The organism is Dactylosporangium sp. CA-092794 (assembly GCF_050948465.1).
Classification (GTDB): Bacteria; Actinomycetota; Actinomycetes; order Mycobacteriales; family Micromonosporaceae; genus Dactylosporangium.
Genome location: NZ_CP192044.1, coordinates 10,141,081 through 10,165,821, shown reverse-complemented (window position 1 = coordinate 10,165,821; position 24,741 = coordinate 10,141,081). Strand labels below are relative to the sequence as shown.

Below are 24,741 nucleotides of genomic sequence, written 5' to 3'. Positions count from 1 at the left end.
GGAACCCCATGGCACATGGCAACGACGCCCACGATCTCGTGGCCGCCAATCGGATCCTTGTCGATCAAGGAGTCCTCGACGCGTTCGGTCACGTCAGCGTGCGGCTCGGTCCCGGTTCGGACCGCTTTCTGCTGTCGCGCAACCTCGCTCCCGGCTTGGTGACGGCGGCCGATCTGCTCGTGCACGATCTCGACGGCACCCCGGAGGGGGACCAGCGGCCGTATCTGGAACGCTTCATCCACGCGGAGATCTACCGCGCCCGGCCGGACGTGCTGGCCGTCGTGCACAGCCATTCCCCGGCGGTGGTGCCGTTCAGCGTCGTCGACGTGCCGCTGCGAGCGGTCCTGCACATGGCGGGTTTCCTGGCCGCGCGTCCGACCCCGGTCTTCGAGATCCGGGAGTACGCCGGTGACGCCAGCGACCTGTTGATCACCTCCGCCGAGCTCGGCCGGGGCCTCGCCCGGACCTTGGACACCGGCGCGGTCGCGCTGATGCGCGGGCACGGATCGGTGGCGGTCGGCGCATCGCTGCGGGAGGCGGTCTACCGAGCCGTCTACACCGAGATCAACGCCCGGGCCCAGGCCGAGGCCATGGCGCTGGGCACGCCCACCTACCTGACCCCCGGCGAGGGCGCGTCGGCCGACGCGACGGTCGGCTCCCAGGTCGACCGGGCCTGGGGCGTGTGGCGGGATCGGGTATCCACCCCTGCGACACCGGAGGCAGGTTCGGCGCGATGAGCAGCGAGCTGACCGTGACGGCCGGTGAACGTGCCCGGCGGGCGGATGAGATCGCCGCCGTCGGCGATCATTCGTTCCGGCTGCTGATCGACGGGCGGCTGCGGCCGGCGTCGGGCGGCCGGGCTTTCGACAGCATCGATCCCTTCAGCCAGCGGCCGCTGGCGCGGGTTCCGGACGCGACGGCCGAGGACGTCGACGCCGCCGCGGACGCCGCCGACCGGGCCCGGCGCGACTGGCGCCGGACCCCGGCCCGGCAACGGGCCCGGATGGTGGAGGCGTTCGCCGACGCCGTCGAAGCCAACGCCGAGGAGCTGGCCCTGCTGGACTGCCTCGACGTCGGTTCGCCGATCTCGAACGCCCGCAACGACGTCCGGATGGCGCTCGACCAGATGCGGCTGTACGCCGGCCTGGCACTGGAACTGAAGGGACAGACGATCCCCGGCGCCGGTGCGCTGCACCTCTCGGTGCGCGAGCCCGAAGGGGTCGTCGCCAAGATTTTTCCGTTCAACCATCCGTTGATGTTCGCCTGCCGCGTGGCCGCGCCGCTGGTGGCCGGCAACACCTGCGTCATCAAGCCACCGGAAGCCGGCCCGCTGTCGACGCTGCGCCTCGGCGAGCTGGCCAACGACATCTTCCCGGCCGGCGTGCTGAACGTGATCGTCGGCATCGGGCCGGCGGTTCCCGACCGGCTGGTCCGCCATCGCGCGGTACGCCGGATCGGGTTCATCGGTTCCGAGGCGACCGGCCGGTCGATCCAGCGCGCCGCCGCCGAGAGCGGGGTCAAGCACGTCACCCTGGAACTCGGCGGCAAGAACGCGCTGGTGGTCTTCGACGACGTGGACGTCGACCAGGCCGCCGCCGGCGCCGTCAGCGGCATGAACTTCACCTGGGCCGGTCAGTCCTGCGGATCGACCTCGCGACTGCTGGTGCACGAGTCCATCCACGACCGGGTCGTCGCCCGCGTGGTCGAGCTCGTCCGGGCGATCCGGCTCGGCGACCCGCTGGAGGAGACCACCGGCCAGGGGACGATGGTGCATCGCGGTGCGCAACAGCAGGCACTGGGCTACATCCGGTCGGCGATCGAGGACGGCGCGACGATCGTCACCGGCGGTGGCATCCCCGCCGATCCCGAGCTGGCGCGGGCCGCGTTCGTCGAGCCGACCGTCGTGACCGGACTGACGCCGCACGCACGGCTGGCACAGGAGGAGGTCTTCGGTCCGGTCCTGACCGTCCTGCCGTTCACCGACGAGGCCGAGGCGATCCGGATCGCCAACGACGTACGGTACGGACTGACCGGCGGGGTGTGGACCAACGATCTCGATCGCGCCTTCCGGGTGATCGGCGAGCTCGAGGCCGGGCACACCTGGATCAACGGGGCCGGGCCGCACTTCCCGAACGTCCCCTACGGCGGGGTGAAGGCGTCCGGCGTGGGCGGCAAGGAGGAATGCCTGGCCGAGCTGCTGTCGTACACCGAAGAGAAGGTGATCAACGTGATGCTGCGCCAATGACCTCCTACGGCCCGGCGACGTTGACCGCGATGTACTTGGTGTCGAGGTACTCGTCGATGCCCGTGTCGCCGCCCTCGCGCCCTGTCCCCGACTGCTTGATGCCGCCGAACGGGGCGCTGGGGTCGGAGATGTAGCCCCGATTGAGCCCGACCATGCCGGACTCCAGGCGCTCGCTCAGCCGGATCGCCCGCTCGATGTCCCGCGTGAACAGGTAACCGACCAGTCCGAACTCGGTGTCGTTGGCGGCGTGTATCGCCTCGTCGTCGGTGGTGAACGTCTGAACGGCCGCGACGGGGCCGAAGATCTCCTCCTTGACGATCCTCGAGTCCCGGGCGACGTCACGCAGCACCGTCGGCGGATAGAAGTAGCCGGCGCCGCCGGGAACCGCGCCGCCGGTGCGGATCCGGGCGCCCCGGTCGACGGCGTCGCCGACGAGCATGGCGACCTTGTCGCGCTGGGCGGCATCGATCAGCGGTCCGACGTCGGTCCCGGGGTCGGTGCCGTTGCCGACTCGAAGCCGGCTCATCCGGGCGGTAAGTCGCTCCGTGAACTCCTCCGCGACGCCGGCGTGCACGTAGAACCGGTTGGCCGCGATGCAGGCCTCGCCGATGTTGCGCATCTTGGCGACCATCGCACCCTCGACGGCGGCGTCCAGGTCGGCGTCGGCGCACACGATGAACGGCGCGTTCCCACCCAGCTCCATCGAGGTGCGCATCACGTTCTGCGCCGCCTGGCGCAGGAGGATGCGGCCGACCTCGGTAGAGCCGGTGAACGAAATCTTGCGGAGCCGCCGGTCTTCCATCAGCGGCCGGGTCGCGGCACTCGCCGAGGTCGTCGGAATGACGTTGAGCACGCCGGGCGGGAGGCCGGCCTCGGCCAGCAGCGACGCGAGCATCAACATCGTCAGCGGTGTCTGGGGCGCCGGCTTGACGATCATCGTGCAGCCCGCGGCCGCGGCGGCCGCGACCTTGCGGGCCGGCATCGCCAGGGGGACATTCCAGGGCGTGATGAGCAAGGCGGTACCCACCGGCTGGTGCGTCACCAGGATACGGCCGGTCCCGGCCTCGTTGATCTTCCACGATCCGTTGATGCGGACCGCCTCCTCGCCGAACCAGCGGAAGAATTCGGCACTGTAGATGACCTCCGAGCGCGACTCCGCGAGCGACTTGCCCATCTCCAGGGTGATGAGCAGAGCGATTTCGTCGATGCGTGCCATCAGCAATTCGTAGGTACGCCGCAGGATCTCGGCCCGTTCTCTCGGCGGGGTCGCCGCCCATGACCGCTGGGCGGCGACGGCGGCGTCGAGGGCCGCCATGGCGTCCGCCGGCGTGGCGTCGGCGACCTCGCACAGCACCTCGCCGGTAGCCGGATTCTCGACGCCGAAGGTCGACCCTCCGGCTGCCTCAAGGACCTTCCCGCCGAACATCAGGCCCTTGTCGACCCCGCCGATCACCATTTCAGCGGTACGAGCGCCGCTCATCGTCCTGCTCCCTCGCCGTCTGCCGGGTCCAGTGGACGTCGGGTCTTCGATACGGGATCGAAGACGACGGCACGAGTGTTGATCAGGGCACGGGCGCAACGGAAGCACGCCGGTGGTGCCCGGCGTCGCGACGCGGTCCGCCGCCCACTCGATTTCCTGCGGATATGCAGAATCGGCGGTCGCGTTTTCACAACCGTGTGGCCTGGCCGACGCGGCGCCCGCCGCGCTCCCGCGTGCCTAGGATGTCGGTGTGGCTCCCTCGACGACGGTCGTCTCCAGCCTGATGCCCCGGCTCAGGCTGCTGGTCGCCTTGCAGGAGCATGGCCATCTCAGCGCTGCCGCCCAGGCGATCGGCATTCCGCAGTCGACCGCGACCAGATGGGTGACGGCGCTGACCAAGACCGCCGGCGTCACGCTGACCGACCGCGAGGACTCCCGGGTCACGCTCACCCCGGCCGGACTGGCGCTGGCCGCCGCGGTGGCGATGGCCGAGCAGTCGCTCACCGACGGGATGGCTCGGGCGTATGCGGCCGGCGATCCCGAGCATGGTGAGGTGACGTTCGGCTTCGTCCGCACGGTCGGCGCCACCAAGGCCCCGCGGCTCGTGGCCGCCTACCGGCGCGAGCATCCCGGCGTGCGCGTGGGCCTGGTGCAGGCGGCGCACGAGGAGCTCCTCGCGCATCTTCACGGCGGTTCTGTCGACGTGGCGTTGACCGTCATCCGGGATACCGATGCCGGCGTGCGGGCCGTGGAACTGTTCCGGGAACCGTTCGTCCTGGTGATCCCCGCGGATCATCGACTTTCGCGGCAGGACTACGTGCGCGTCAGGGACTTCCGTGACGCGACCGCCGTCGGACTGTCTTCCGGCATCGCCCTGCGTCGCAGCGTCGACGAGCTGTACCGGGCCGCGGGTTCCCGGCCGCGTTACGGGTTCGTCACCGACGAAGTCGCCACCGTCCGTGGCCTGGCCGCCGCCGGTGCCGGCGTGGCCGTGCTCCCGGCTCGCGATGGTGGCCCGCTCCCGGGCTCGGTGGAGGTACCGATCGTGCCGCGAACGTACCGCCGCATGGGCTTGCTGGTGTGGGCACAGCGGCAACTCGAGCCTGCCGCCGAAGGCTTTCAGCGCTGGGCCGCACGGTACGCCCAAAGCGCCTTTCGGCGGGCCTGAGTCAACGGCGCCGGCGGCGCCGCAACCGGCTATGAAATCGCGCCGAACCTTCTCGCATATCCGCAGGTGGAGGGCGAGCGCCGAGCGCAGGACGCGGCAACTTGGCGTCAGCCTGCGTGACAGGGCCGGCCCGGCTCCCGATAGTGCTCACTGACAGGCGTACACGGAACCCTCCGGAGCGATGATGGGCAGCACGGTCTTCGACAGTTTCCTGTTCCGCGATGCGTTCGGTACCGCCGCCATGCGTGAGGTCTTCAGCGATTCCGGGTTCGTGGAGCGAATCGTGCGTGCGGAGGTGGCGCTCGCCGGCGCCGAGGCGACAGTTGGCGTCATTCCCCGGCCGGCGGCGATGCTCATCGCGGAGCGGGCCGATGCCACCAGGCTGGATCACGACCGGCTGCGCCGCGACACCGAAAACGTGGGCTACCCGATCCTGCCGGTCGTCACGCAGCTCGTCGAGCAGTGCGGCGACGCGGGACGCTACATCCACTGGGGCGCGACGACCCAGGACATCATGGACACGGCCACGGTCCTGCAGTGCGCCGACGGACTGGATCTGATCTCCGCGTCGCTCGATCGCGTCCGCACGGCGCTTCGCCGCATGGCCGCCGAGCACATCGACACGGTGGCCGCCGGCCGGACACATCTCCAGCAGGCGGTTCCGATCACCTTCGGATACCGGGTGGCGGTCTGGCTCTCCGCGCTCGACCGGCACGCCGAGCGGCTCCTCGAGGTCCGGGCGCGTGACCTCATGGTGCAGTTCGGTGGCGCCGCGGGGACGCTGGCGTCCCTGGGCGGCGGGACGGAGGGGACGGCGATTCGGGCCGCTCTCGCCGACGAGCTCGGGCTGCGTGATCCGGAGATCACCTGGCACGTGGCCCGTGACGGGTTGGTCGCGATCGTCGGGCTCCTGGCGTCGATCGGCGGCTCGATCGGCAAGATCGCGCTCGACATCTCCATCATGTGTGCCGACGAGTTCGGAGAGGTCGCCGAGCCGTTTGTTCCCGGTCGCGGCGCCAGCTCGACGATGCCGCAGAAGCGCAACCCGATCTCGAGCGAGTTGATGATCGCGGCCGCCAAGCTCCTGCGCGACAAGTCCGCGGCGATGCTGGACGCGATGATGCAGGACTTCGAGCGGGCCACCGGCCCGTGGCAGGTGGAGTGGGCGGCGCTCCCGGAGGCCTTCCTGCTGCTCTCGAGCTCCCTGCATCAGGCCGACTTCGTGCTGTCCGGCCTTCAGGTGGACACGGCACGGATGCGCTCGAATCTCGAACTCAGCCACGGCCTGATCGTGGCCGAGGCCGTGATGATGGCGCTGGCGCCGATGCTGGGCCGGCACGAGGCGCACCACGCGGTCTACGAGGCGTGCCGGCGAGCGATCGACGCGGGCACGGATCTGGCGGGCGAGCTGCAGCGGCACGCCGAGATCGCGGCGCGGCTCGGCACCGACAAGATCGAGGCGTTGTGCGATCCCACCGGGTACCTCGGGAGCGCACGGCGTATGACCCAGGCCGTCCTGGACCGGGATGTCACGACGCCCGCATCGTGGAACGCACCCAGTTCAGGAAGCGCTCGGCGGCCGGCGAGAGAGGATGCAGCGTCGAGGTGACGAGGCCGATGCGCCGGTATCGGCGGGGCAGGATCGGGATCTCCACGCTGCCCGCCGCCGCCTCCCCGGCACTGGCGGGCAGTACGGCCACACCGACGCCGGCCGCCACGAGGCCGCGGGCCGTGTCGAGCTCGTCCGCCTCGAAGCCGTATCCCGCGTCGATCCCGGCCTCGGTCAGCATCTCGTTTACCTGCCCGCGCAGCGCCGTTCCCATGGCCAGGCCGACCATCGTCTCCGCCCGGCAATCGGTCAGCCGCACCGCCTGCCGGCCGGCGAGACGATGGTCCTCGGGTACGACGAGCACGAACGGTTCGCGGAACAACTCGACTCGATCGACAGCCGTATCGGCGTCGCGCAGCACGCTGAGCGCGATGTCGACGGTGGCGTTGTGAAGCTTCTCGACCAGGAGCTCGTGAGAGCCCTGGACCAGGGTGAATCCGATGCCCGGATGCGCGGCGCGGTACGAGCGGAGCAATCTCGGGGCATGGATGGCGCCCAGGCTCCGGGGGAAGGCGAACACGATGTGACCGTGGCGGGGATCGCCGGCCTCGACGGCCCGCGCGACGCCGACGGCCAGCGCCGTGTTCGCGTCTGCGGCCGCCCGGGCAAGTTCCACGCCCGCGGCAGTGAGCTCGACGTGCCGGCCGGTCCGGACCGACAAGGCGATCCCGGCGGCCTCGTTCAGCGCGGCCAACCAGCGCACCGCCGTCGGGCTCGGCACCCCGACCGACTCCGCCGCCGCGCCGAGGCTCGGTGCGTCGAGCATCGCGCGGAGCAGCGCCAACCGCGGGGCGAGTGCCGTCGCGACGACTGCCGACGACCTCAGCATCAGTGGACGTTCATTTGCGCGGTTCACTGAAGCCCCTTTCTGAATACCGCCAGAACATTTTGCGCAATACCGCTGTATCACAGATCCAAGCCTGGGGCGTACCGATGTTTCGGGGCGCGACCAGGCACCAGCGCAGGGCAAACGCCCCTTTGCCGGCCGATCGGGCGCATGTTGGCGTCGAATCCGCAACTGGGCGGCCGCGGCTCTCGTTGACACCGCCGATGTGACGCACAACACTGACATTTGGCCGGACAAATCGCGCTGGAAACGTCGCCGAGTACATCCGTGAGGAGATCCGCAGTGGCATTCTTTGAGCTTCCACCCGAGGAACGCCTTGTGGCCGGCGACCTGATCGCCGAGATGCTGATGAAGGCTCCCTCGGTCGGCCCGAACGAGACCGGGTGGCCGGGCCTGACCACGTACCGCTTCGAGCACCCGCAGGCGGCTCAGTGGGCCGAGGTGCACTCCCTGGCGATCTGCTGTGTGGTCCAAGGCCGCAAGCGGTTTGTCGTCGAGGACGACGAGTACCGGTGCGACCCGTTCAACTACCTGCTGTTCACCCGCGGCATGCGGTTCGCCGCGGAGATTCTCGAGGCGACCGTCGAACGTCCCTACCTGTCGTTCGTCCTGCAGATCGACCCGGCGATCGTCCGATCGGTCACCGCCGACATGGCAGACCGGCACACGACGACCTTTTCCCGATCCTCCGTGGAGGTCGCCCCGCCGCCGGCGCACCTGTCCAGCGTGAACCAGAACCTGCTGGGGGCGGTCCTGCGGTTTCTCCGCTCGATCGGCGCCGGTGCCGACCAGCGTGTCCTCGCTCCGATGTACTTACGTGAGATCGCCTATCGGCTGCTGCAGGCCGAGCAGGTGTCCCGTCTGTTACACGTCGCCGCCACCGACCATGAGCGCAACCCGGTGTCCGACGTCATCCGCTTCGCGAAGCGACACATGGCGGAGCCGCTCACGGTCGCGGACCTCGCGCACCATGTCGGGATGAGCCCGTCGGCCCTGACGACCGTCTTCGCGGACGCGGTGGGGATCGGACCGTATCAGTTCCTCAAGCGCATGCGGCTCGATCGGGCCAGTGCTCTGCTCATGGAGGAGGACCTGAACGTCAGCGAGGTGGCCCGGCAGGTCGGATACACGAGCCTGTCGCACTTCATCAACGAGTTCAAACGCTTCTTCGGTACCACACCCCGGGGATACGCCGAGACCCAGCGACACGTCGTCGCGATGCGGGTCGACGAAGCGACGCATCCGATCGCCGCCCGCGGCTGACCAGTCCCGCCCTTCGCGCTACCCCCCGCCGTCGGAGTCGGTATGACCTCGCCGGACGCTCCATCGTGGACAGACATCGCCCGGTGGAATCGGCAACTTTCGGGTTGGAACCGGGCTAGGACCGGCGGTGTGTGGCTTCTACCGTCCTCTCAGAGCCCGCAGTTCAGATGAGCCCGAGAGGAGTTGCGATGCCAAGACTGATGTTCCTCGTTTCGAGTGCGCGGGTGCTGCCGCTCGACGACGGCACGACCTACGAGACCGGTACCTTCGCCGAGGAGGCGCTGACGCCGTACGAGCGCTTCGTCGCGGCCGGTCTCGACTTCGATGTCGTCACGCCCGACGGCCGGTCGCCGAACATCGACCCGTACGGCCTCGAGCCGATCTTCCACTACCCCGACGAGGACGAGGACTTCCTCGGAACCGTCACGCGCACGTTCGCGCACGACGTCGACGACATCCGGCTCAGCCTGCGCCACATCACCGAACTCGGTCTGATCGGGGCGCGCCGCGTGTTCCACGCCCTGCGGGCCACGGGCATGTCGCCGGCCGACGCGCGCGGCATCATCGGCGAGGCCGCGAAGGCGGCGTGGGAGCAGGACCGCCAGTTCGCCGACACGCTCGCCGACCCGGAGTTGGCCTGTCCGCTGACAACGGCGGAGGTGCGGGCGTGCATCGACGAGGTCGTCGCCGAAAGTGAGGCCGAGTCCGCACGCGTCGCCCGCACGCTGACGGAGCTTCCGGGATTCCAGCACCCGCTCGACCTGAGCCGGATGTCCGATGACGAGATGCGGGCCTACGACGCGGTCTTCGCCCCCGGCGGGCACGGGCCGATGGTCGACCTGGCCGACAACCCCGACGTACGCCGCCTGCTCTCGATTTTGCACGAGAAGGAGGCGCCCATCGCGTCGCTGTGCCACGGCCCCGCGATGCTCCTTTCGGCCGGTGCCAACGTCGACGGCACCTGGCTCTTCGACGGCTACCGGGTCACCTCCATCACCAATGAGGAGGAGTACCAGACGGAGCCGTCCGCGAGGCCGATCCGCGAGGGCGTCGCGCGTCCCACCGGCAACGTGGAGTGGCAGATCGAGTCGGCGCTTCGCAACGCGGGTGCCGTGTTCGACGACGCGCGGGCGCCCTGGACCTCGCACGTGGTTGTGGACCGCAACCTCATCACCGGTCAGAACCCGAACTCGTCCGAGGCGACGGCCGACGCCGTGCTCAAGGCGCTGCACGTCCTCTGATCGGCCCGGACCTTAGCGGAAAGGACGAAAGCCATCGTGGTACCAACTGACAGCGGTTCGCTCGCGCAGGCCTTCTGGTCGAGCCTCAACGAGCGAGACATCGACTCCGCGTTCGCCAACGTCGCCGAGGCTGCGCAGGTCACCATCACGCCCGCCGGCATCCTCGGCTCGCGGCAGCACGCTCGCGCGTTCTTCGAGCACACCATCCACGCGTTCCCCGACGTGCGGTTCAACGTCGGCAAGTCGTTCACCACCCGCGACGGTGTCACCGTCACGGAGCTGTCGATGGAAGGCACGCAGGGCGCGGAGTACCTCGGCGTCATCAACCAGGAGAAGCACTGCGACGTCGACCAGGTCTGGCTGCTGGAGACGCGTGACGGACTCATCCGCGCGATCACCGGCTACTGGTGCCAGAACCAGCTGTACCGCCGCCTTGCCGTCAAGCGGCTCGATCAGGTCGCGCTCGTCTGAGGAGCACCGATGACTCTCACCACCAACGAAGCCGTCTCCGGCCGCGCTGTCGAGGTCGCCGCCGCGTTCTTCGACGCCTACCGCCGCCAGGACGTGGATGCGATGGTCGGCCTGTGCTCCGACACCGCCGTGTTCGAGTACATCCCCTTCGAGATGTGGGGACGGCAGCGGGTCATGCGCGGCGCCGGCAAGGTCGCCACGATCGGCAAGCCGCTGTGGTCCGGCTTCATCGCGGCCTTCCCCGACCTGACCAACACCGTCCAGCGGATCACCGCGGACGACAACGGCAACATCGCCGCCCAGGTCGTCTTGTCCGGAACCCAGTCCGAACCGTGGGGCACCATCGCCAACGCGTGGCAGCACTTTTCCGAACCCCACCTGTTCGTCATGCACGTCGGCGGGGACGGCCTGATCGACTCCATCACCGCCTACTGGGACTGCGCCAGCGTCTCGCGGCAGCTCGGCCATTACGAAGTCGACTAGCCAGTCGACGAGGAAGAAGAGGAATACCACCGTGACGCTGTTGAAACGCGAGGAATGGCAGCACATTGTCCGCGACGTCGACTGGACCTTCACCTACGTCGACGACGACGCGGTCTACCCCGATTGGCAGTCGGGCACCGGCAAGATCCCCCGCGCGGCGTGGTCGAAGTGGGAGGAGAGCTACAAGGTCAGCTACCCCGACTACGTCGCCACGCAGCGGGAGAAGGAGAGCTCCGCCTACGCCGTCAAGGCCGCGCTGCAGCGCTCCAAGACCTTCGAGAGCCTCGACGAGGGTTGGAAGTCGGCCACCAAGATGCACTTCGGTGGCGTCTCCCTGGTGGAGTACGCCGGCCTGCTCGGCGAGCTCAAGATGGCCCGGTTCGGGCTGAGTCCGGCGTGGCGCAACATGGCCGTCTTCGGTGCCCTCGACGAGCTGCGGCACGCGCAGATCACGCTCTTCTTCGGCCATGAGTTCGTCGCCAAGGACCCGCAGTACGACTGGTCGCAGAAGGCCTTCCACACCAACGATTGGGCCTCGATTTCACTGCGCACCCTGTTCGACGGCATGATCATTGGTCCCGATGTCGTCGACCTGGCGGTCCAGTTGCCGATGACCTTCGAGACCGGCTTCACCAACCTCCAGTTCGTCGCGCTCTCGTCCGACGCTTTGGAGGCCGGTGACATCAACTTCGCCAACATGATCAGTTCCATCCAGACGGACGAGGCCCGGCACGCGCAGCAGGGCGGGCCGACCCTCGAACTGCTCGTCGCGCACGACCCCGTCCGCGCCCAGTGGACCATCGACAAGTACTTCTGGTTCTCGGCCCGAGCCTTCGCCGCGCTCACCGGCCCGGTCATGGACTACTACACGCCGGTCGAGCACCGCCGGCAGTCCTACCGCGAGTTCATGGAAGAGTGGATCATCGATCAGTTCGTCCGCACGCTGGAGGACTACGGGCTGCGCAAGCCCTGGTACTGGGACGAGTTCATGCAGGGCCTCGACACGTGGCACCACTCGCTGCACCTCGGCTTCTGGAACTACCGTCCCACCGTCTGGTGGAAGCCCGCCGGCGGTGTCGACGCCGAGTCCCGCGAATGGCTTCGCGAGAAGTACCCCGACTGGGACAAGTTCTATCTCGACAAGTGGACCGTCATCGCCGAGAACATCAACGCCGGCAACGTCGAGGCGACGCTCCCCGACACGCTCCCGTGGCTGTGCAGCATGTGCCATCTGCCGAACATCAATCCGGTCTACGGCCGGGACGGCAAGTGGAAGGTGCGCAACTACCCGCTCAAACACAACCGGACGACCTACTACTTCTGCACCAAGGGCTGCCGCCAGATCTGGTGGGAGGACCGGGACGCGGTCAACCACACCACCGTGGTCGACCGGTTCCTCGCCGGCGAGATCCAGCCCATGGACCTGCCCGGAGTCCTCAGCTGGATGGGCCTGACTCCCGACGTGATGGGCGACGACGCCCACGGCTACGCCTGGGCCAAGTCCTTCGCCGAGCCCTCGACCACCGAGTCCGGCCTGCTGGTGGGGGCGCGCTGACATGACGGAGACGAAGACCGAAGAGCCGCTGCTCGTCCCGCTGAACGCGATCTTTTCCGACGACTACAGCGAACTGTTGCTACCGATCATGTCCAACAGCACGATCGGCGAGCTTGCCGAGGCGGTCGCCGCCCACAGCGAAGGCAAGCGGGTCCGCAAGCAGGACAAGCCGAAAGTCGTCTTCCACAACGGCCGCATCGTGCCCGCGCACCTGACGGTCGCCGAAGCGGGCATCGTCGCGCTGGACCACGTCCGTGTCGAGTACCAGGACTGAGAGCCGAGCCATGGACAATCCTGTCGGACCGATCCTGCGCATGTGCGACGAGGTCGACCTGATCGCCGCGGCCATCGAGGACGACAATCCGGATCGCGAGATCGAGGTCATCGACCGCGGCGCTTACGTCCGCATCCACGCTTCCGACCGCCTCCGGGTGACCGCGGAGTCCCTCAAACGGCACCTCGGAGAGAGCTTCGAGATCCGTTCGCTGGAGGCGATCATGTCGTCGTTCTCCGGCCGCATCCACACCAGCAGCGACGCTGTCGAATGGTCGCTGGGCGCGCGCCCGGCGGCCAAGGCCGGCGGAAGGAGAACATCGTGACCGAGATGCGGACCACGCCGCCCGCGCCGAAGCCCAGGCTGCGCACGTGGAGCGCCTTCGGGGACATCAAGAAGCGGCCCAGCGAGTACGAGATCGTCACCCACGGCACCAACTGGACCCTGCGTGAGGGCCGCAAAGCGCCGCTCGAAGGCAACCCGTCGTCGCCCGGGAACCTGTGGATCAGCACCTACCGCGACCGCTCCCCGCTCCGGGCCGCCGACTGGCACGGGTTCCGCGACCCCGACGCGCACACGTACCGCACGTACGTGGTAATGCAGGACGAGCAGGAAACGCAGGTCAACGGCCTGCTCGTGCAGTACGCCTCGGCGAACGCGGACGCGTCGCTCCCGGCGGCGTGGCGGCACACCCTCGCGCAGCTCTACACGCCGTCGCGCTACCCGCTGCACGGTGCGCAGCAGGTCGAGGCGTACATCGGATACATCGCACCGTCGTCCTACATCACGAACGCCGCCGCGCTCTCCGCCGCCGACCTGCTCCGCCGGGTAACGCAGGTCGCCTACCGCACCCGTGAGCTCGAGCTGCTCGACCCGAGCCTCGGATTCGCCAGCCACGAGCGTCACGTATGGGAGACATCGGCCGCCTGGCAGCCGATGCGAAAGACCATCGAGTTGGCGCTCATCGCCTACGACTGGGCCGAGGCGTTCACGGCACTGAATCTCGTGCTGATGCCGACGATCGACGACGTGCTCCTGCGCCAGTTCGGCGAGGTCGCACGCGACAACGGCGACGAGCTGACCTGGCTGCTCAGCTCCTACCTGGCGAAGGACGCCGACCGGCGGGCCCGCTGGTCGGGTGCGCTGGCCCGGTATGCGGTCGCGCAGCGCGTCGAGAACACCGACGTGCTGCACAAGTGGATCGAAAAGTGGTCATCGCGCGCCGATGCCGCGGCCGAGGGCCTCGGCACCCTGTTCGAGTCGCTCCCCGGCAACGCGCGGCCGGCGAAGCGCGTGGCCGAACAGGCACGGGCCGCCCGGGGAAGCTTCCTCGCCGGCGCCGGACTCGATCCGGCGGTCACCGCGGGCTGACCGCCACCTCGATCCTGCCGGGGCCGACGGTCGGCCCCGGCAGGGGAGACCGCACGATTCCGTGGCCCGGCGCCGGCCAACGATCCAAATCCGCATGGAAGGCCGAAAGCATGTCCGCTGTGAACGACGTCCCCGCCACCGCAACCGAGTGGACGCCCGCGCTTGCCGAGGACGATCTCTGGGAGGGCGACATGACCCGCGTCGTCGTCGGCGGTACCAACATTCTCCTGATGAACGTCGACGGCCAGGTTCGGGCCTACCTGAATCGCTGCCCGCACCAGGAGTGGGCCCTCGACGAGGGAGCATTCGAGGACGGCAAGCTCACCTGTTCACGCCACCTGTGGGAGTTCGACGCCCTCTCCGGCAAGGGCCTCAACCCCGACGACTGCGCCTTGGGCGCCTTTCCGGCCAAGGTCGAGGACGGCACCATCTGGGTCGCGGTGTCGTGATGACCATCGCCAACTGTGTCATCGTCGGTGGCGGTCCCGCCGCCTCCGCCGCGGCGGCCGCGCTCCGCTCTGCCGGATACGACGGCGCACTCACCCTGATCAGCGCCGAGCACGTCGCTCCCTACGAGCGCCCCCCGCTGTCCAAGGACTTCCTGACCGGAGCCACGACCGCGGCCGACCTGCAGCTGCGCCGACCGGACTGGTATGCCGAGCAGGGCGTCGTACTCCGGCTGGGCACCAGGGTGGCCGCGATCGACACCGCCGGGCAGGCGGTCGTGCTGGGGGACGGGGAGCGGGTCGGCTACGACCGCGTCCTGATCGCGACGGGCGGGCGACCGCGGCGACTGCCCGGCATCGAGAGCGACCGCATCCTCTACCTCCGCGATCTGGCGGACGCCCAGGCTCTCGCCGAGCGCCTGACGCCCGGCGAGCCGCTGGTGGTCATGGGCGCGGGCTTCATCGGCTGCGAAGTCGCCGCCGCGGCCCGCAAGCTGGGCGTCGACGTGACGGTGCTCGAGCAGGCCGAGGTGCCGCTCCAGCGCATCGTGGGCAAGGAGGTGGGTGAGGTCGTCGCGGCCATCCACCGCGATCACGGCGTCGCGTTGCGGACGGGAGAGACCGTCGAATCCGTCGACGCGACCGGCGACCGCGTCCTCGTGACCACGGACCGTGGTCGCCTGGAATGCGCCAGCCTCGTCGTCGCCATCGGCCTCGTGCCGGCCACGGATCTCGCCGTGGGCACGGACATCGCTGTCGACGGCGCCAACGGTGGGATAGCGGTCGACGGCTGCTGCCGAACGTCCGCCCCGAACGTCTACGCCGCCGGGGACGTCGCGTCGCAGCACTACCTTCGCTACGACCGGCGGATCCGCGTCGAGCATCACGACAACGCGGTCAAGCAGGGCGCCGCCGCGGCCCGCAACATGCTCGGATCGGGGGAGACCTACGACGACCCGCACTGGTTCTGGTCGGACCAGTACGAACACAGTCTCCAGTCGATCGGGCGCGGCGACGGTTGCGATCAGACGGTTGTCCGCGGCTCGCTGGCCGACCGCAGCTTCTCCGTGTTCTCCCTGGCCTCGGGCCGGGTGCGCGGTGTCTTCGCGATCGACCGCGGCACAGACATCCTGGCCGGCAAGCGGCTGATCCAGTCCGGTGCGGCGGTCGACCCGCGGTTGCTGGCCGACGAGTCGGTCAACCTCAAGCGCCTCGTCGTCGCCGAGCGGAGCCGGTGATGGGCGCCGCCCCCGCCATTGTCGTTGGTACCCGAACCGCCCGTGTCAGTCGGACCGAAGCCGCCCGGGTGCTCGACCGGGTTCGCCACCTGACCGCCGTCGAGGCCCTGTTCGCCCTGCGGTTCGCCGCGGGCACCATCTGCCCCCAGGTCGCGCGCGTGCTCCAAGACGCCATGGCCGTCGCCGACCGCACGCTCGAGCCGGGCGGATATGTGCTCGTGATCTCGGCCTACACGGTCGATGCGGGCGATCCGGTCACTCGCGTGCGCCGGCTCGCCCACGGCAGCGCCGACTGGATCACCACGCAGACAACCGCGATCACGATCGAGCTGAGCCCCCTCCCGAATGCCGTGCGGAAGGACTGAGTCATGACCACTGCCACCGGTGCCGCGCTTCGCGAGGGGCGGATCCAGGACGCGCTTCGCGAGGTGCTCGACCCCGACCTCGGTGTCAACGTGATCGACCTCGGTTTCGTATACGCCGTCGAGCTCGACGACCGGGGATCCGCGACACTGCGGATGACGCTCACCTCCCCGGCCTGCCCGTTGACCAAGATCATCGAGGACCAGATCCAGACGGCGCTCGTTGCCGGCGGCCTGGCGACCGCGGTACGCGTCGACTGGGTCTTCTCTCCGGTGTGGACACCCGACCGCATCACCGAGGAAGGGCGCGAGCAGCTTCGCGCTATCGGATTCTCGATGTGAGCCGGAGGTGAGTCGTGACGGTTGCCTACCGGTCGCTCGCGCAGGAACTGCGCTCGGCGATCCTCGCCAACCGGTTCGCGGACGGAGTGAGGCTGCCGACCGAGGAGCAGCTGAGCCGGGAACGTGGGCTCAGCCGGCAGACCGTCCGTCGCGCGTATCAGGATCTCGTGGGCGAAGGCCTGGTCTACCGGGTCCCCGGCCGCGGCACCTTCGCCAGCGCGCACGACAGCAGATACCTGCGTCAGTCCGGCTCGATCGAGGAGCTGATGGGCTTCGCCATCGACACCGAGTTCGAGTTGTTGCTGCCGCTGCACGACGTCGTCGACGCCGCGGCCGCAAGCCGCCTCGGACTTGGTGCCGACCACGTCACGACGGCCACCTTCCGGCGCATCCACAATGGACGCACGTTCTGCTCGACGCGCGTCTTTCTGCCGGTCGACGTCGGACGCCTCATGTCCGGCCTGCCGGAGCTGACGGAGCAAGGGGTTATCCGCCGGGCAACCATCGTCGGGCTGCTCGACCGGGTTGCCGAGCAGCCGATCACGGAGGCGGAGCAGGTCATCACGGTCGCGCCCTTGCCGGGCGAAATCGCGGGCCACTTCGCCGTGCCGGCGCGGACACCGATGCTGCGGATTGACCGCACCTACTACGACGCCACCGGCCGCGCGGTCGAGCTCGCCGTCAACCACTACCTCCCGGAGCACTACAGCTACCGGGTGCGCCTGTATCGCACGCCCGTCGCCGGACCGTCGAGATGAGCCTGGGTCGCCCAAGGTGGTCCTGCCGTACCCAGGTTGGTTCGGCCTAGGTACGAGCGGGCCGGTTACGCGGGCCCGCGTGACGGTCCGCGGTGGTTTTGTTGGCCCGGACGGACACGCAATCACGTAACGAGAGGATCAGTTATGACGCAGATGAAGGCTGCCGTCATCGCCGGGGCCAACGCCCCGTGGGTGCTGGAGGACCGGCCTGTTCCCGAGGTCGGGCCGAACGACGTGCTGGTGCGGATCCGCGCGTGTGGAATCTGCGGTACCGACGTCTGGATGGCGAACGGCACCCTGTCGTTTCACGAGTTCCCCCTGGTGCTCGGGCACGAGGGCGTCGGTGAGGTCGTCGCCGTGGGCGAGGGCGTGACGAAGCGCAAGGTCGGCGATCGCGTCGGCATCCCGATGGCCCAGAAGGTCTGCGGCGTGTGCGACTTCTGCCACCAGGAGCACCCGATCAGCTTCGTCAGCGGCGTGAACTGCGCCAGCCCGACGTTGACCGGCGTCACGGTCAACGGCGCGTTCGCCGAGTACATCGCCGCGGACGCGAACGGCACCGTGCTGCTGCCCGACGGGATCACGTACGAGGACGCCGCGCCGACGATGTGTGCCGGATACACGGTGTGGGCCGCGCTGCGCAAGGTCGACCCGAAGCCGGGCGCGAGGATCGCTGTTGTGGGTGTCGGCGGCCTCGGCCACCTCGCGATCCAGTACGCGAAGGCGGCGGGCTACCACGTCACGGCGGTGACGCGGACGCCGGACAAGCACGAGCTCGCGCGTCAGCTCGGCGCCGACGTGGTCGTCGCCGACGGCGAAGCGTTGCGGGCGTCGGGCGGTGCCGACGTCCTCATGCACACCGGCAGCTCGCACGCCGTCGTCGTCGACGCCATGGCCGGCCTCAAGCCGTGGGGCAAGGTCGTGGTGATGGGCGTCGCCACCGACGAGATGGTACTGCCGGCGGGCCCGCTGGCCTTCCAGGGTTACGAGGTCATCGGCTCCGCGCACAACGGCATGGAGTACCTCGTCGAGGCGCTCGGCTTCGTCGCGCGCGGCGAGGTCAAGCCGATGGTCGAGATCTTCCCGAAGGAGCGGGTCGGCGAGGCGTACGAGGCCGCGAGCACCGGCAAGGCGCGCTTCAAGGCCGTGGTGACGTTCTGACCTACCAGGGTCTCGACCGCGTGCGGAGGTGCGACCCGGCGTTGTGCCTCCGCACGCCGTGGGGCCCGGCCGGCGGCGGAGTCCGTGGCTCAGGCTCGCCGTAGCGCCGCGACGAGCCTGACGATCAACTCGTTGCCGGTGACGCTCCACTTTTCCTTGGCCAGGTGACCGCTCAGCTCCATCCCGGCGATGCCGTGCGCGCTCGACATCAGCAGCGCGCCCTGCGCGCGGACGTCCTCGGCGCCGACGACCGGTCGCACGATCGCGAGGAACGCCTGCTGGGACCGTTCCGCCGCGCGCACGACGGCCTGCGGGTCACCCGTGGGAGTGCGGAACATCTGGGCGTACAGGTGCGGCTGGTGACGGGCCACGTCGATGAACGCGATGAGGGCCTGCTCCAGCCGTTCGGTGGCGCTGAGGCCGGCGTCGGCGCCGAGTCGTTCCAATGCGTCGGCGACCGCGGTCCAGCCGTCGACCGCGATCTGGGTGAGCAGCGCCTCCTTGTCCTCGAAGTGGCCGTAGGCGGCGCCGCGGGACACGCCGGCCAGTGCCCCTACGGCGCGTAGCGTGACGGCCTCCGGCCCGCCTTCGGCAAGCAACTGCGCGGCGGCGCGGACGAGAGCGGCTCGTGTGGCGGCGGCGGACTCTGTGCGGGTGACCATGTTCGCAGTCTAGTTGACAGCGTCAGATCAACGGCTACAGTGTTTCATGTGACAACGTCAAATGAAACCGAGCTGGTCGTCGTCTCCGGAGCCTCCACGGGTATGGGCGCGGCCACCGCACGAGAACTCGCCGGCCGGGGCTTCCACGTCCTCGCCTGCCCCGCATCCTGCCCGACCGCGTCCTCGACCGTATTCTCGCCGCCAACCTGCGCCCGCACTACCCGGCCGCGCGCTGATCAGGCGGCAGCCAGCCGAGGATGCTCTTGACCCATCGCCGGTCGTCCGTGCCGATCGCGATGGTGCTCCGGCGGCCGCTCGCGAGGTCGTGCAGCGCGATCTTGTTCCGCAAGGTCCGGACCGAGCCGTCGCGCGCGTACGACCCGCCCCACGCGAATACCGTGGCCCCGGGTTGCCACGCCGTGAAGCGAGGATCGAGCCGGGGTGGCGCTCCGGCGTCCGCGCCGATCGCGGGCAGCTCGGTCAGGGCGCCCGTCGTCACGCCGTAGCGCCGTGCCGGGTGCGTGTCGTGGCCGGCGGCCTCGTCGATCAGCAGGACATCACAGGTCCCCGGGATGAATCCGTGCTCGGTGGCCTTGGGCAGCGCGCCACCGGCCGGCGTCGCGGCGTCGGGGCCGGTGAGCGCGGCGCTGTTCACGAGGAAGCGGGCGTTGTCGGTGTTGTGGGTGATCAGCCGGTCGCCGCAGGTGCCGGAGACGCCCCACCGCGACTGCGTGTCGGAAAGTCGGACCGGGCCCGCGGAGAGATCGGCGATGGTGGTGGTGTCGGTGGACACGTGGGCCCCGGCGCGTTCACTTTCGGTGATCTGCTCCGGCATCGCGGCCACGCGGTCGAAGACCAGCCGCCGGGCATCCAGCCAGGCCGGGCAGGTGATCTCCGAGGTGACCTGGACGCCGGGGTCGGCCGGGTCGGGACGCAGGAAGATCTTGTTCTCAACTTTGACGTACCGGGCGCTCTTGGGCGCGTCCACCATGGTCGCGGCCCCGTCCGTGGCGATGACGTACAACGCGTTGTCGCCGGCGAAGGCGGCCAGCCGCTGGCTGTCCGGCGACCAGGCCATACAGGCGTTCTCCGGCGTCAGCGGCTGGCCGGCGGACTGAACGGCCAGCGGCTTGTCGGTCCCGCCGGCCACGTCCCGGAGCAGCAGGCGACCGGTGCCGCTCACGTACGCGAGCGTGCGAAGGTCCGGGCTCAGGGCGGCGGATCGGACGTCGCTGGCAATGGTGGTCACCACCGGACGCTCGGCGGTCCCGGTCACGGTGACGACTTCGCTCTCCACGTAGACCAGGAGGGTGCCGCGCAACGCGGGGCCCGGCTGGCTCGGATCAGCACCGGCGGGCTTCGCGGGCGGCTCACCGCTGCACGACGCCGCGGTCAGCGTGAGCGCCGCCGTGACCGCCACGGCGCCACGCGCGATGACGCCCCAGCTGTGCGCTCTCATGGCAGGTTCCACGGTGGACGGACACCCCAAGTCACGTATGCACCTCTCTCGTGACCGCCAACTCGCATTCCGCCGCCCGGCAGCTCTGCGACAATTGCACCACACGGGGGCAATCCGAAAGAGTGACCTTCGCGCTCGCCGGATCGGACGCCGAGAATGTCCGCCATGGACTCCGCGTTGATCCTGGGCAGCTTGCCGTTCGCCCTCGGCATCGTCATGTTCGGCCTGGGCCTCGGCCTGACCCTGGACGACTTCCGGCGGGTGGGCCAGCATCCGAGGGCGGCCGTGGTCGCGCTGCTGTGCCAGGTCGTGCTGCTGCCGGCGATCTGCTTCGGCCTGGTGCTCGCCTTCCGGCTCCCGCCGGAGCTGGCGGTCGGGATGATCCTGGTCGCGGCGTCGCCGGGTGGCCCCACCGCCAACCTGTACAGCCACCTGTTCGGCGGGAATGTCGCGCTGAACATCACGCTGACCGCGACCAACTCGGTGCTGGTCGTGGTCACCCTGCCGATCGTGGTGAACCTCTCGGCCGGGTACCTCCTGGCCGGCGAGGCCAAGCTCGGGCTGCAGTTCGACAAGATGGTGCAGGTCTTCGTCATCGTGCTCGTGCCGGTCGCGATCGGGATGCTCGTGCGCGCGCGGGCGCCGGAGGCGGCGCAGCGGCTCAACCGCCCCGTGCGGGTGCTGTCGGTCGTGGTCCTCGTCGCGGTCATCTCCGCCGTGCTGTTCGGGGAGCGGGAGAACCTCGCCGACTATTTCGTCTCGGTCGGGCTGGCCGTGCTGGTCTTCAACCTCGTGAGCCTGCTGATCGGCTACGGCGTGCCGCGCCTGGCCGGCGTCGAGCACCGCGCGGCCATCGCGGCCGGGTTCGAGATCGGCATACACAACACCGCACTCGCCATCACGATCGCGCTGAGCCCCGCACTGCTGGACAGCGCCGAGATGGCCATCCCGGGCGCGGTGTACGGCATCGTCATGTTCTTCACAGCGGCCGGGTTCGGCTGGTTGCTCACCCGTCGGGCTCGGCTGAACCCGACGCCGTGACGTCACAGCTCGGCGAGGAACCGCTCGGCCCGGCGGGCGAAAAGGTAGGATTCGCGCTCGTTGGACCGGTCGCGGGCCTTCTCGGCGGCGGCTCGCACGGCGTCGGCGGGCTCGCCGCGGTCGCGGAGCAGGTGCGCTCGCAGTAGCAGGACGAGTCCTTCGGCGTAGCGTTGGCCGTAGGCTTCGAGGGCCTGGTCCGCCCGGTCGAGGGCGTTGCTCGCCGCGTCCGGCATCCCGGCGGCCAGCCACATCTCGGCGACCAGTCCGTGGTGGTATGCGACGCCCCACCGCGGCGGGTCGACCAGCGTCCCGGCCAGGAGCTGTTCGGCCTCCGCCGCGATACCGGCCGGGTCGTCGCCGGTGAGGGCGCGGCCCCAGTACCAGTTCAGCCGCAAATAGTGCTCCTGCTGGACCGCGGTGCGGCCGGTGCCGACGGTCATCCACCGCTCGATCGTGCGCATCACCCAGCCCGCGTCGCCGGCCATCGACGCGATGTTGGTGATGTAGTAGGCCCAGGCCGTGACCGCATACGGGTCGTCGGGGCCGTTCCACTCGTCGACGATGGTCTCCGCCGTCCCGACGTCGCCGTGGAGCGCGGTCACGACGGCCAGCCAGCCGGGCCACTCACCCGAGACGTCACGCCGGATCGGGGTGTCGCTGTGCGCGGAGACGACCCCGTCGAGCAGGGCGGGGTTGTTCTCGCTGAAGCATCGGTACGCCTCGCCGATGTTGCCGCTGTCCCACTGGTGCAGGCCCCGGGCTTGCCGGCCGTACACCTGGACGACCGGATCGGAGGTCGCTTCCCCTCGCTCGGACAGCCGGCGGACCAGACGTTCGCGGTCCCACTCCAGGAAGGTGTAGGCCCCGAACAGGCGGGCGAAGAGCAGGCCGGCGGCGTCCACCTCCCGGCCGAGCTGGCGCGCCAGCTGTTCCGCGCGCTCCAGCAGATCGAACGTCGTGCCGCCGTAGCCGGCCTGCCGGCGCGGGGCGATGGCGAGCAGCGAGAGGGCGGAGAGCTCGAGCTCCGGCATCCCGGCGGCCCGCGCGATCCGGGCGGCCGATTCCAGGTGCCGGTCGGCGGCGGCGAACGCGAGCTTGGTCGCGGCGCGGCGGCCGGCGCGCTTCAGCGCCTCCGCGGTGCGAACCGGGTCGGCGAGCGGGCCGGCGGCCCACAGGTGGTAGGCGAGGCGTTCGGTGATCGACTCGTCGTCCGCATGACGTGCTTCGAGTGCGTCCGCGACGCGCAGGTGCAGCCGGATGGCCTGCTGGTGGGCCGTCGTCTCGGTGACCGACTCGCGAACGATGTCGTGCGCGAAGCGCCACGAGAACGGGTCCTCCGGCCCCGTTTCGAGTAGGCCGAGCGCACGCAGCGGTTCGAGGCGTGCGAGGCAGTCGGCGACGTCGACGCCGGCGGCGCGGGCGAGCAGGCCGAGGTCGAGGTCGCGGCCGATGAGCGCGGCGACCCGCAGCAGGTCGCGGGCGCCGTCGTCGAGGCCCGCCATCCGATCGCGGACGACGTCCCGCACCGTGGACGGCACCCCGACGCGGTCCGAGGCGTCGCCGTCGCCGATCGCGCCGCGGTCGCTGAGGAGCCGCGACAGTTCACGGACGAAGAACGGATTGCCGGCGGTACGAACGTGGATGTCGCGGGCGACGTCCGCGCCGGGTTCGTGGCCGGTCTCGCGGCGGATGAGCTCGGCAACGTCGGTCAGGCCGAGCGGGCCGAGCCGGATCCGGCGGTGGCCGGGCAGCCGGCTGGCGGCGGCCAGTACCCGCGAAAGGTCGGAGCCCGGTGTGGGCGCGCGGTCGCGCAGGGCGCCGATGATCGCGGTGCCGGCGGGCAGCCGGCCCGCCAGATGGCCGAACAGCTGCAGCGAGGCGGCATCGGCCCACTGAAGATCGTCCAGAATGACCAGCATCGGCCGTTCCGCGGCGGCCTGGCCGATAGCGGTGACGACCTGCTCGAACAGGCGAAACTGGGCGCGGCCGCCGGAAGCCGGCGGCGCGGCGTCGTCGTGCCGAGATTCGAGGAGGCTACCGAGCTCGCCGGCCAGCCACTTCTCGCGCGCCGACGCCGGCAGGCTGTCGAGGACCACGGTGAGCGCCTGCTCCCAGGGCCACATCGATGGTGTTCCGTCGCCTTCCAGGCAGGAGGCCCAGACGACGACCGCGCCGCGCCGGTCCGCGACGGCGGCGGCCTCCTCCAGCAGGCGCGTCTTGCCCGCGCCCGGTTCGCCTTCGACGATGCCGAGCCCGGTGCCGCCGGTGAGCGCCGCCTCGATGGCTTGCCGCAGCACGCCGAGTTCCTCGTCCCGGCCGACCAGGCCGGCTCCCCGCCTCGCCGGCGCGCGGTCACCCTCACCCGCCGTGCCCGCCACCGCGAGCGACCTCGGGGTTTGCGTCAGCACTCGCAGGTGCGCGGCCTGCAGCGCCGGGCCGGGGTCGATGCCGAGCTCCTCGGCGAGGCGGTACCGGACCGCGTGAAACGCTGCCAGCGCCTCCGCCTGGCGCCCGGCGGCGCCGAGGGCGGCGATGAGGCCGGCCTGTACCGGTTCGTGGAACGGCGCCATCGACGCGGCCAGGTGCAATGCCGGCAGTACCCATTCCGCTCGGCGCAGCGACACCGCGAGTTCGGCCGCTTCCGCGCACGCGGCGTGGAACTCGCGGTCGAGAGCGGCGAAGATCGACGTCGCGGCCGGCCCATGCGTGAATCCGCCGCCGGCGTGCCCCTGCCAGAGGCCGAGCGCCTCGACATAGTGCTCAAGCGCCGCTTCGTGGCGCTGCTGCGAGAGGTCGGCCTTGGCGGCCTCGACGAGTTCCCGGAAGGCGACGAGGTCCACCGTGCCGAGGGCGACGGTGAACAGGTAGGCATTGCCGTGGCGATGCAGGTACGAGCCGGTTTCCCGGGCGGGGACCGCGGGTTCGAGCAGCCGCCGCAATGCGCCGATGTACTTGTGGATGACGTTGAGCGCGCTGGTGGGGGGCTCGTCGCCCCAGATCAGGTCGATCAGCTCGCCCGTGCTGATCGGCTTGCCCACCCGGGCCAGCAGCAAGGCCAGCAGGTAAGCCTGTTGCCGGGGCCCGGCGTCCAGTTCGACCCCGTCGCGCCACACCCGCAACGGGCCGAGCACCTGTAGGCGGAGGGAGACGCCGCCGGGCGGGACGGATTGGATGGGCAAGGCCACGCTTGTCCCCCCTGGACGGACATTTCAGATTGCCGGCGGGCAAACCGCCGAACCGTTCTCGTGCCGCAGCGCGCAGATTC

At 69.9% G+C, this 24,741-nt stretch carries 24 protein-coding genes; 19 read left to right on the top strand and 5 right to left on the bottom strand.

The window, feature by feature from the left end; genetic code table 11:
- The first annotated feature begins 8 nt into the window (after nucleotides 1-8).
- On the top strand, nucleotides 9-737 hold the full coding sequence (locus ACQPXD_RS43610; RefSeq protein WP_432828843.1) for a class II aldolase/adducin family protein: 729 nt from the start codon (nucleotides 9-11) through the stop codon (nucleotides 735-737).
- A complete protein-coding gene (locus ACQPXD_RS43605) occupies nucleotides 734-2,245 on the top strand; it encodes an aldehyde dehydrogenase family protein (RefSeq protein ID WP_432828841.1) in 1,512 nt (503 codons plus the stop codon). The genes ACQPXD_RS43610 and ACQPXD_RS43605 overlap by 4 nt, the downstream gene beginning before the upstream one ends.
- 4 nt (nucleotides 2,246-2,249) lie before the next feature.
- Here ACQPXD_RS43605 and ACQPXD_RS43600 read toward each other — a convergent pair whose 3' ends face one another.
- Nucleotides 2,250-3,725 carry an NAD-dependent succinate-semialdehyde dehydrogenase gene (locus ACQPXD_RS43600; RefSeq protein WP_432828839.1) on the bottom strand — a complete coding sequence of 492 codons (1,476 nt, stop codon included), beginning with the start codon at nucleotides 3,723-3,725 and terminating at the stop codon, nucleotides 2,250-2,252.
- A gap of 283 nt (nucleotides 3,726-4,008) precedes the next feature.
- On the opposite strand from ACQPXD_RS43600, the gene ACQPXD_RS43595 reads away from it, so the two are divergent.
- A complete protein-coding gene (locus ACQPXD_RS43595; protein ID WP_432844174.1) occupies nucleotides 4,009-4,893 on the top strand; it encodes a LysR family transcriptional regulator in 885 nt (294 codons plus the stop codon).
- Nucleotides 4,894-5,074: 181 nt separating this feature from the next.
- Complete coding sequence (locus ACQPXD_RS43590) at nucleotides 5,075-6,502, top strand: class-II fumarase/aspartase family protein (RefSeq protein ID WP_432828837.1); 1,428 nt, start codon at nucleotides 5,075-5,077, stop codon at nucleotides 6,500-6,502.
- On the opposite strand, the gene ACQPXD_RS43585 is transcribed toward ACQPXD_RS43590, so the two are convergent.
- The gene (locus ACQPXD_RS43585; RefSeq protein WP_432828835.1) at nucleotides 6,423-7,412 is read right to left on the bottom strand and encodes a LysR family transcriptional regulator; all 990 of its coding nucleotides are present in this window, start codon (nucleotides 7,410-7,412) and stop codon (nucleotides 6,423-6,425) included. The two genes, ACQPXD_RS43590 and ACQPXD_RS43585, sit on opposite strands and share 80 nt — an antisense overlap.
- A 219-nt stretch (nucleotides 7,413-7,631) precedes the next feature.
- Here ACQPXD_RS43585 and ACQPXD_RS43580 point away from each other — a divergent pair, with 219 nt between their 5' ends.
- The 14 genes from ACQPXD_RS43580 to ACQPXD_RS43515 all read left to right on the top strand — a co-directional run bounded on the left by ACQPXD_RS43580 (nucleotide 7,632) and on the right by ACQPXD_RS43515 (nucleotide 18,314).
- On the top strand, nucleotides 7,632-8,612 hold the full coding sequence (locus ACQPXD_RS43580; RefSeq protein WP_432828833.1) for an AraC family transcriptional regulator: 981 nt from the start codon (nucleotides 7,632-7,634) through the stop codon (nucleotides 8,610-8,612).
- A 188-nt stretch (nucleotides 8,613-8,800) separates the two neighbouring features.
- Nucleotides 8,801-9,853 carry a DJ-1/PfpI family protein gene (locus ACQPXD_RS43575; protein ID WP_432828831.1) on the top strand — a complete coding sequence of 351 codons (1,053 nt, stop codon included), beginning with the start codon at nucleotides 8,801-8,803 and terminating at the stop codon, nucleotides 9,851-9,853.
- Between the two features lie 36 nt (nucleotides 9,854-9,889).
- Nucleotides 9,890-10,324, top strand: coding sequence for a nuclear transport factor 2 family protein (locus ACQPXD_RS43570; RefSeq protein ID WP_432828829.1), 435 nt, complete (start codon nucleotides 9,890-9,892; stop codon nucleotides 10,322-10,324).
- Nucleotides 10,325-10,333: 9 nt separating this feature from the next.
- Nucleotides 10,334-10,807, top strand: coding sequence for a nuclear transport factor 2 family protein (locus ACQPXD_RS43565; protein WP_432828827.1), 474 nt, complete (start codon nucleotides 10,334-10,336; stop codon nucleotides 10,805-10,807).
- A 31-nt stretch (nucleotides 10,808-10,838) separates the two neighbouring features.
- Nucleotides 10,839-12,362, top strand: coding sequence for a toluene monooxygenase (locus tag ACQPXD_RS43560; RefSeq protein ID WP_432828825.1), 1,524 nt, complete (start codon nucleotides 10,839-10,841; stop codon nucleotides 12,360-12,362).
- A 1-nt stretch (nucleotide 12,363) separates the two neighbouring features.
- Nucleotides 12,364-12,636: a toluene-4-monooxygenase system B family protein gene (locus tag ACQPXD_RS43555; protein ID WP_432828823.1), complete on the top strand. Its 273-nt coding sequence runs from the start codon at nucleotides 12,364-12,366 to the stop codon at nucleotides 12,634-12,636.
- 10 nt (nucleotides 12,637-12,646) lie between these two features.
- Entirely contained in the window at nucleotides 12,647-12,961 is a 315-nt protein-coding gene (locus ACQPXD_RS43550; protein ID WP_432828821.1) for an MmoB/DmpM family protein, read from the top strand.
- 5 nt (nucleotides 12,962-12,966) lie between these two features.
- Nucleotides 12,967-14,007, top strand: a complete 1,041-nt coding sequence (locus ACQPXD_RS43545; protein ID WP_432844172.1) for a toluene hydroxylase — start codon at nucleotides 12,967-12,969, stop codon at nucleotides 14,005-14,007.
- A gap of 110 nt (nucleotides 14,008-14,117) precedes the next feature.
- Complete coding sequence (locus ACQPXD_RS43540) at nucleotides 14,118-14,456, top strand: Rieske 2Fe-2S domain-containing protein (protein ID WP_432828819.1); 339 nt, start codon at nucleotides 14,118-14,120, stop codon at nucleotides 14,454-14,456.
- Nucleotides 14,456-15,691 (top strand): NAD(P)/FAD-dependent oxidoreductase, encoded by a 1,236-nt coding sequence (locus ACQPXD_RS43535; RefSeq protein WP_432828817.1) that lies wholly within the window; start codon nucleotides 14,456-14,458, stop codon nucleotides 15,689-15,691. The genes ACQPXD_RS43540 and ACQPXD_RS43535 overlap by 1 nt, the downstream gene beginning before the upstream one ends.
- The gene (locus ACQPXD_RS43530) at nucleotides 15,691-16,056 is read left to right on the top strand and encodes an uL22 family ribosomal protein (RefSeq protein ID WP_432828815.1); all 366 of its coding nucleotides are present in this window, start codon (nucleotides 15,691-15,693) and stop codon (nucleotides 16,054-16,056) included. Before ACQPXD_RS43535 ends, ACQPXD_RS43530 begins: the two co-directional genes overlap by 1 nt.
- Before the next feature lie 3 nt (nucleotides 16,057-16,059).
- Nucleotides 16,060-16,395 carry a metal-sulfur cluster assembly factor gene (locus ACQPXD_RS43525; RefSeq protein ID WP_432828813.1) on the top strand — a complete coding sequence of 112 codons (336 nt, stop codon included), beginning with the start codon at nucleotides 16,060-16,062 and terminating at the stop codon, nucleotides 16,393-16,395.
- A 14-nt stretch (nucleotides 16,396-16,409) separates the two neighbouring features.
- On the top strand, nucleotides 16,410-17,153 hold the full coding sequence (locus ACQPXD_RS43520) for a GntR family transcriptional regulator (RefSeq protein WP_432828811.1): 744 nt from the start codon (nucleotides 16,410-16,412) through the stop codon (nucleotides 17,151-17,153).
- Between the two features lie 144 nt (nucleotides 17,154-17,297).
- A complete protein-coding gene (locus ACQPXD_RS43515; RefSeq protein WP_432828809.1) occupies nucleotides 17,298-18,314 on the top strand; it encodes an alcohol dehydrogenase catalytic domain-containing protein in 1,017 nt (338 codons plus the stop codon).
- 89 nt (nucleotides 18,315-18,403) lie between these two features.
- Here ACQPXD_RS43515 and ACQPXD_RS43510 read toward each other — a convergent pair whose 3' ends face one another.
- Nucleotides 18,404-18,976 carry a TetR/AcrR family transcriptional regulator gene (locus ACQPXD_RS43510; protein WP_432828807.1) on the bottom strand — a complete coding sequence of 191 codons (573 nt, stop codon included), beginning with the start codon at nucleotides 18,974-18,976 and terminating at the stop codon, nucleotides 18,404-18,406.
- Nucleotides 18,977-19,193: 217 nt separating this feature from the next.
- A complete protein-coding gene (locus ACQPXD_RS43505) occupies nucleotides 19,194-20,435 on the bottom strand; it encodes a TolB family protein (protein WP_432828805.1) in 1,242 nt (413 codons plus the stop codon).
- Between the two features lie 165 nt (nucleotides 20,436-20,600).
- Here ACQPXD_RS43505 and ACQPXD_RS43500 point away from each other — a divergent pair, with 165 nt between their 5' ends.
- The gene (locus ACQPXD_RS43500) at nucleotides 20,601-21,476 is read left to right on the top strand and encodes a bile acid:sodium symporter family protein (protein WP_432828803.1); all 876 of its coding nucleotides are present in this window, start codon (nucleotides 20,601-20,603) and stop codon (nucleotides 21,474-21,476) included.
- A 2-nt stretch (nucleotides 21,477-21,478) separates the two neighbouring features.
- Here the strand turns inward: ACQPXD_RS43500 and ACQPXD_RS43495 are convergent, their stop codons facing one another.
- The gene (locus tag ACQPXD_RS43495; RefSeq protein ID WP_432828801.1) at nucleotides 21,479-24,661 is read right to left on the bottom strand and encodes a BTAD domain-containing putative transcriptional regulator; all 3,183 of its coding nucleotides are present in this window, start codon (nucleotides 24,659-24,661) and stop codon (nucleotides 21,479-21,481) included.
- Nucleotides 24,662-24,741 lie beyond the last annotated feature (80 nt).

Excerpts from the sequence above, each read along its gene's own strand:
- ACQPXD_RS43610 (WP_432828843.1), top strand. The coding sequence starts at position 9 with ATGGCACATGGCAACGACGCCCACGATCTCGTGGCCGCCAATCGGATC.
- ACQPXD_RS43605 (WP_432828841.1), top strand. The coding sequence starts at position 734 with ATGAGCAGCGAGCTGACCGTGACGGCCGGTGAACGTGCCCGGCGGGCG.
- ACQPXD_RS43600 (WP_432828839.1), bottom strand. The coding sequence starts at position 3,725 with ATGAGCGGCGCTCGTACCGCTGAAATGGTGATCGGCGGGGTCGACAAG.
- ACQPXD_RS43595 (WP_432844174.1), top strand. The coding sequence starts at position 4,009 with ATGCCCCGGCTCAGGCTGCTGGTCGCCTTGCAGGAGCATGGCCATCTC.
- ACQPXD_RS43590 (WP_432828837.1), top strand. The coding sequence starts at position 5,075 with ATGATGGGCAGCACGGTCTTCGACAGTTTCCTGTTCCGCGATGCGTTC.
- ACQPXD_RS43575 (WP_432828831.1), top strand. The coding sequence starts at position 8,801 with ATGCCAAGACTGATGTTCCTCGTTTCGAGTGCGCGGGTGCTGCCGCTC.
- ACQPXD_RS43565 (WP_432828827.1), top strand. The coding sequence starts at position 10,334 with ATGACTCTCACCACCAACGAAGCCGTCTCCGGCCGCGCTGTCGAGGTC.
- ACQPXD_RS43555 (WP_432828823.1), top strand. The coding sequence starts at position 12,364 with ATGACGGAGACGAAGACCGAAGAGCCGCTGCTCGTCCCGCTGAACGCG.
- ACQPXD_RS43550 (WP_432828821.1), top strand. The coding sequence starts at position 12,647 with ATGGACAATCCTGTCGGACCGATCCTGCGCATGTGCGACGAGGTCGAC.
- ACQPXD_RS43545 (WP_432844172.1), top strand. The coding sequence starts at position 12,967 with ATGCGGACCACGCCGCCCGCGCCGAAGCCCAGGCTGCGCACGTGGAGC.
- ACQPXD_RS43540 (WP_432828819.1), top strand. The coding sequence starts at position 14,118 with ATGTCCGCTGTGAACGACGTCCCCGCCACCGCAACCGAGTGGACGCCC.
- ACQPXD_RS43535 (WP_432828817.1), top strand. The coding sequence starts at position 14,456 with ATGACCATCGCCAACTGTGTCATCGTCGGTGGCGGTCCCGCCGCCTCC.
- ACQPXD_RS43530 (WP_432828815.1), top strand. The coding sequence starts at position 15,691 with ATGGGCGCCGCCCCCGCCATTGTCGTTGGTACCCGAACCGCCCGTGTC.
- ACQPXD_RS43525 (WP_432828813.1), top strand. The coding sequence starts at position 16,060 with ATGACCACTGCCACCGGTGCCGCGCTTCGCGAGGGGCGGATCCAGGAC.
- ACQPXD_RS43515 (WP_432828809.1), top strand. The coding sequence starts at position 17,298 with ATGACGCAGATGAAGGCTGCCGTCATCGCCGGGGCCAACGCCCCGTGG.
- ACQPXD_RS43510 (WP_432828807.1), bottom strand. The coding sequence starts at position 18,976 with ATGGTCACCCGCACAGAGTCCGCCGCCGCCACACGAGCCGCTCTCGTC.
- ACQPXD_RS43505 (WP_432828805.1), bottom strand. The coding sequence starts at position 20,435 with ATGAGAGCGCACAGCTGGGGCGTCATCGCGCGTGGCGCCGTGGCGGTC.
- ACQPXD_RS43500 (WP_432828803.1), top strand. The coding sequence starts at position 20,601 with ATGGACTCCGCGTTGATCCTGGGCAGCTTGCCGTTCGCCCTCGGCATC.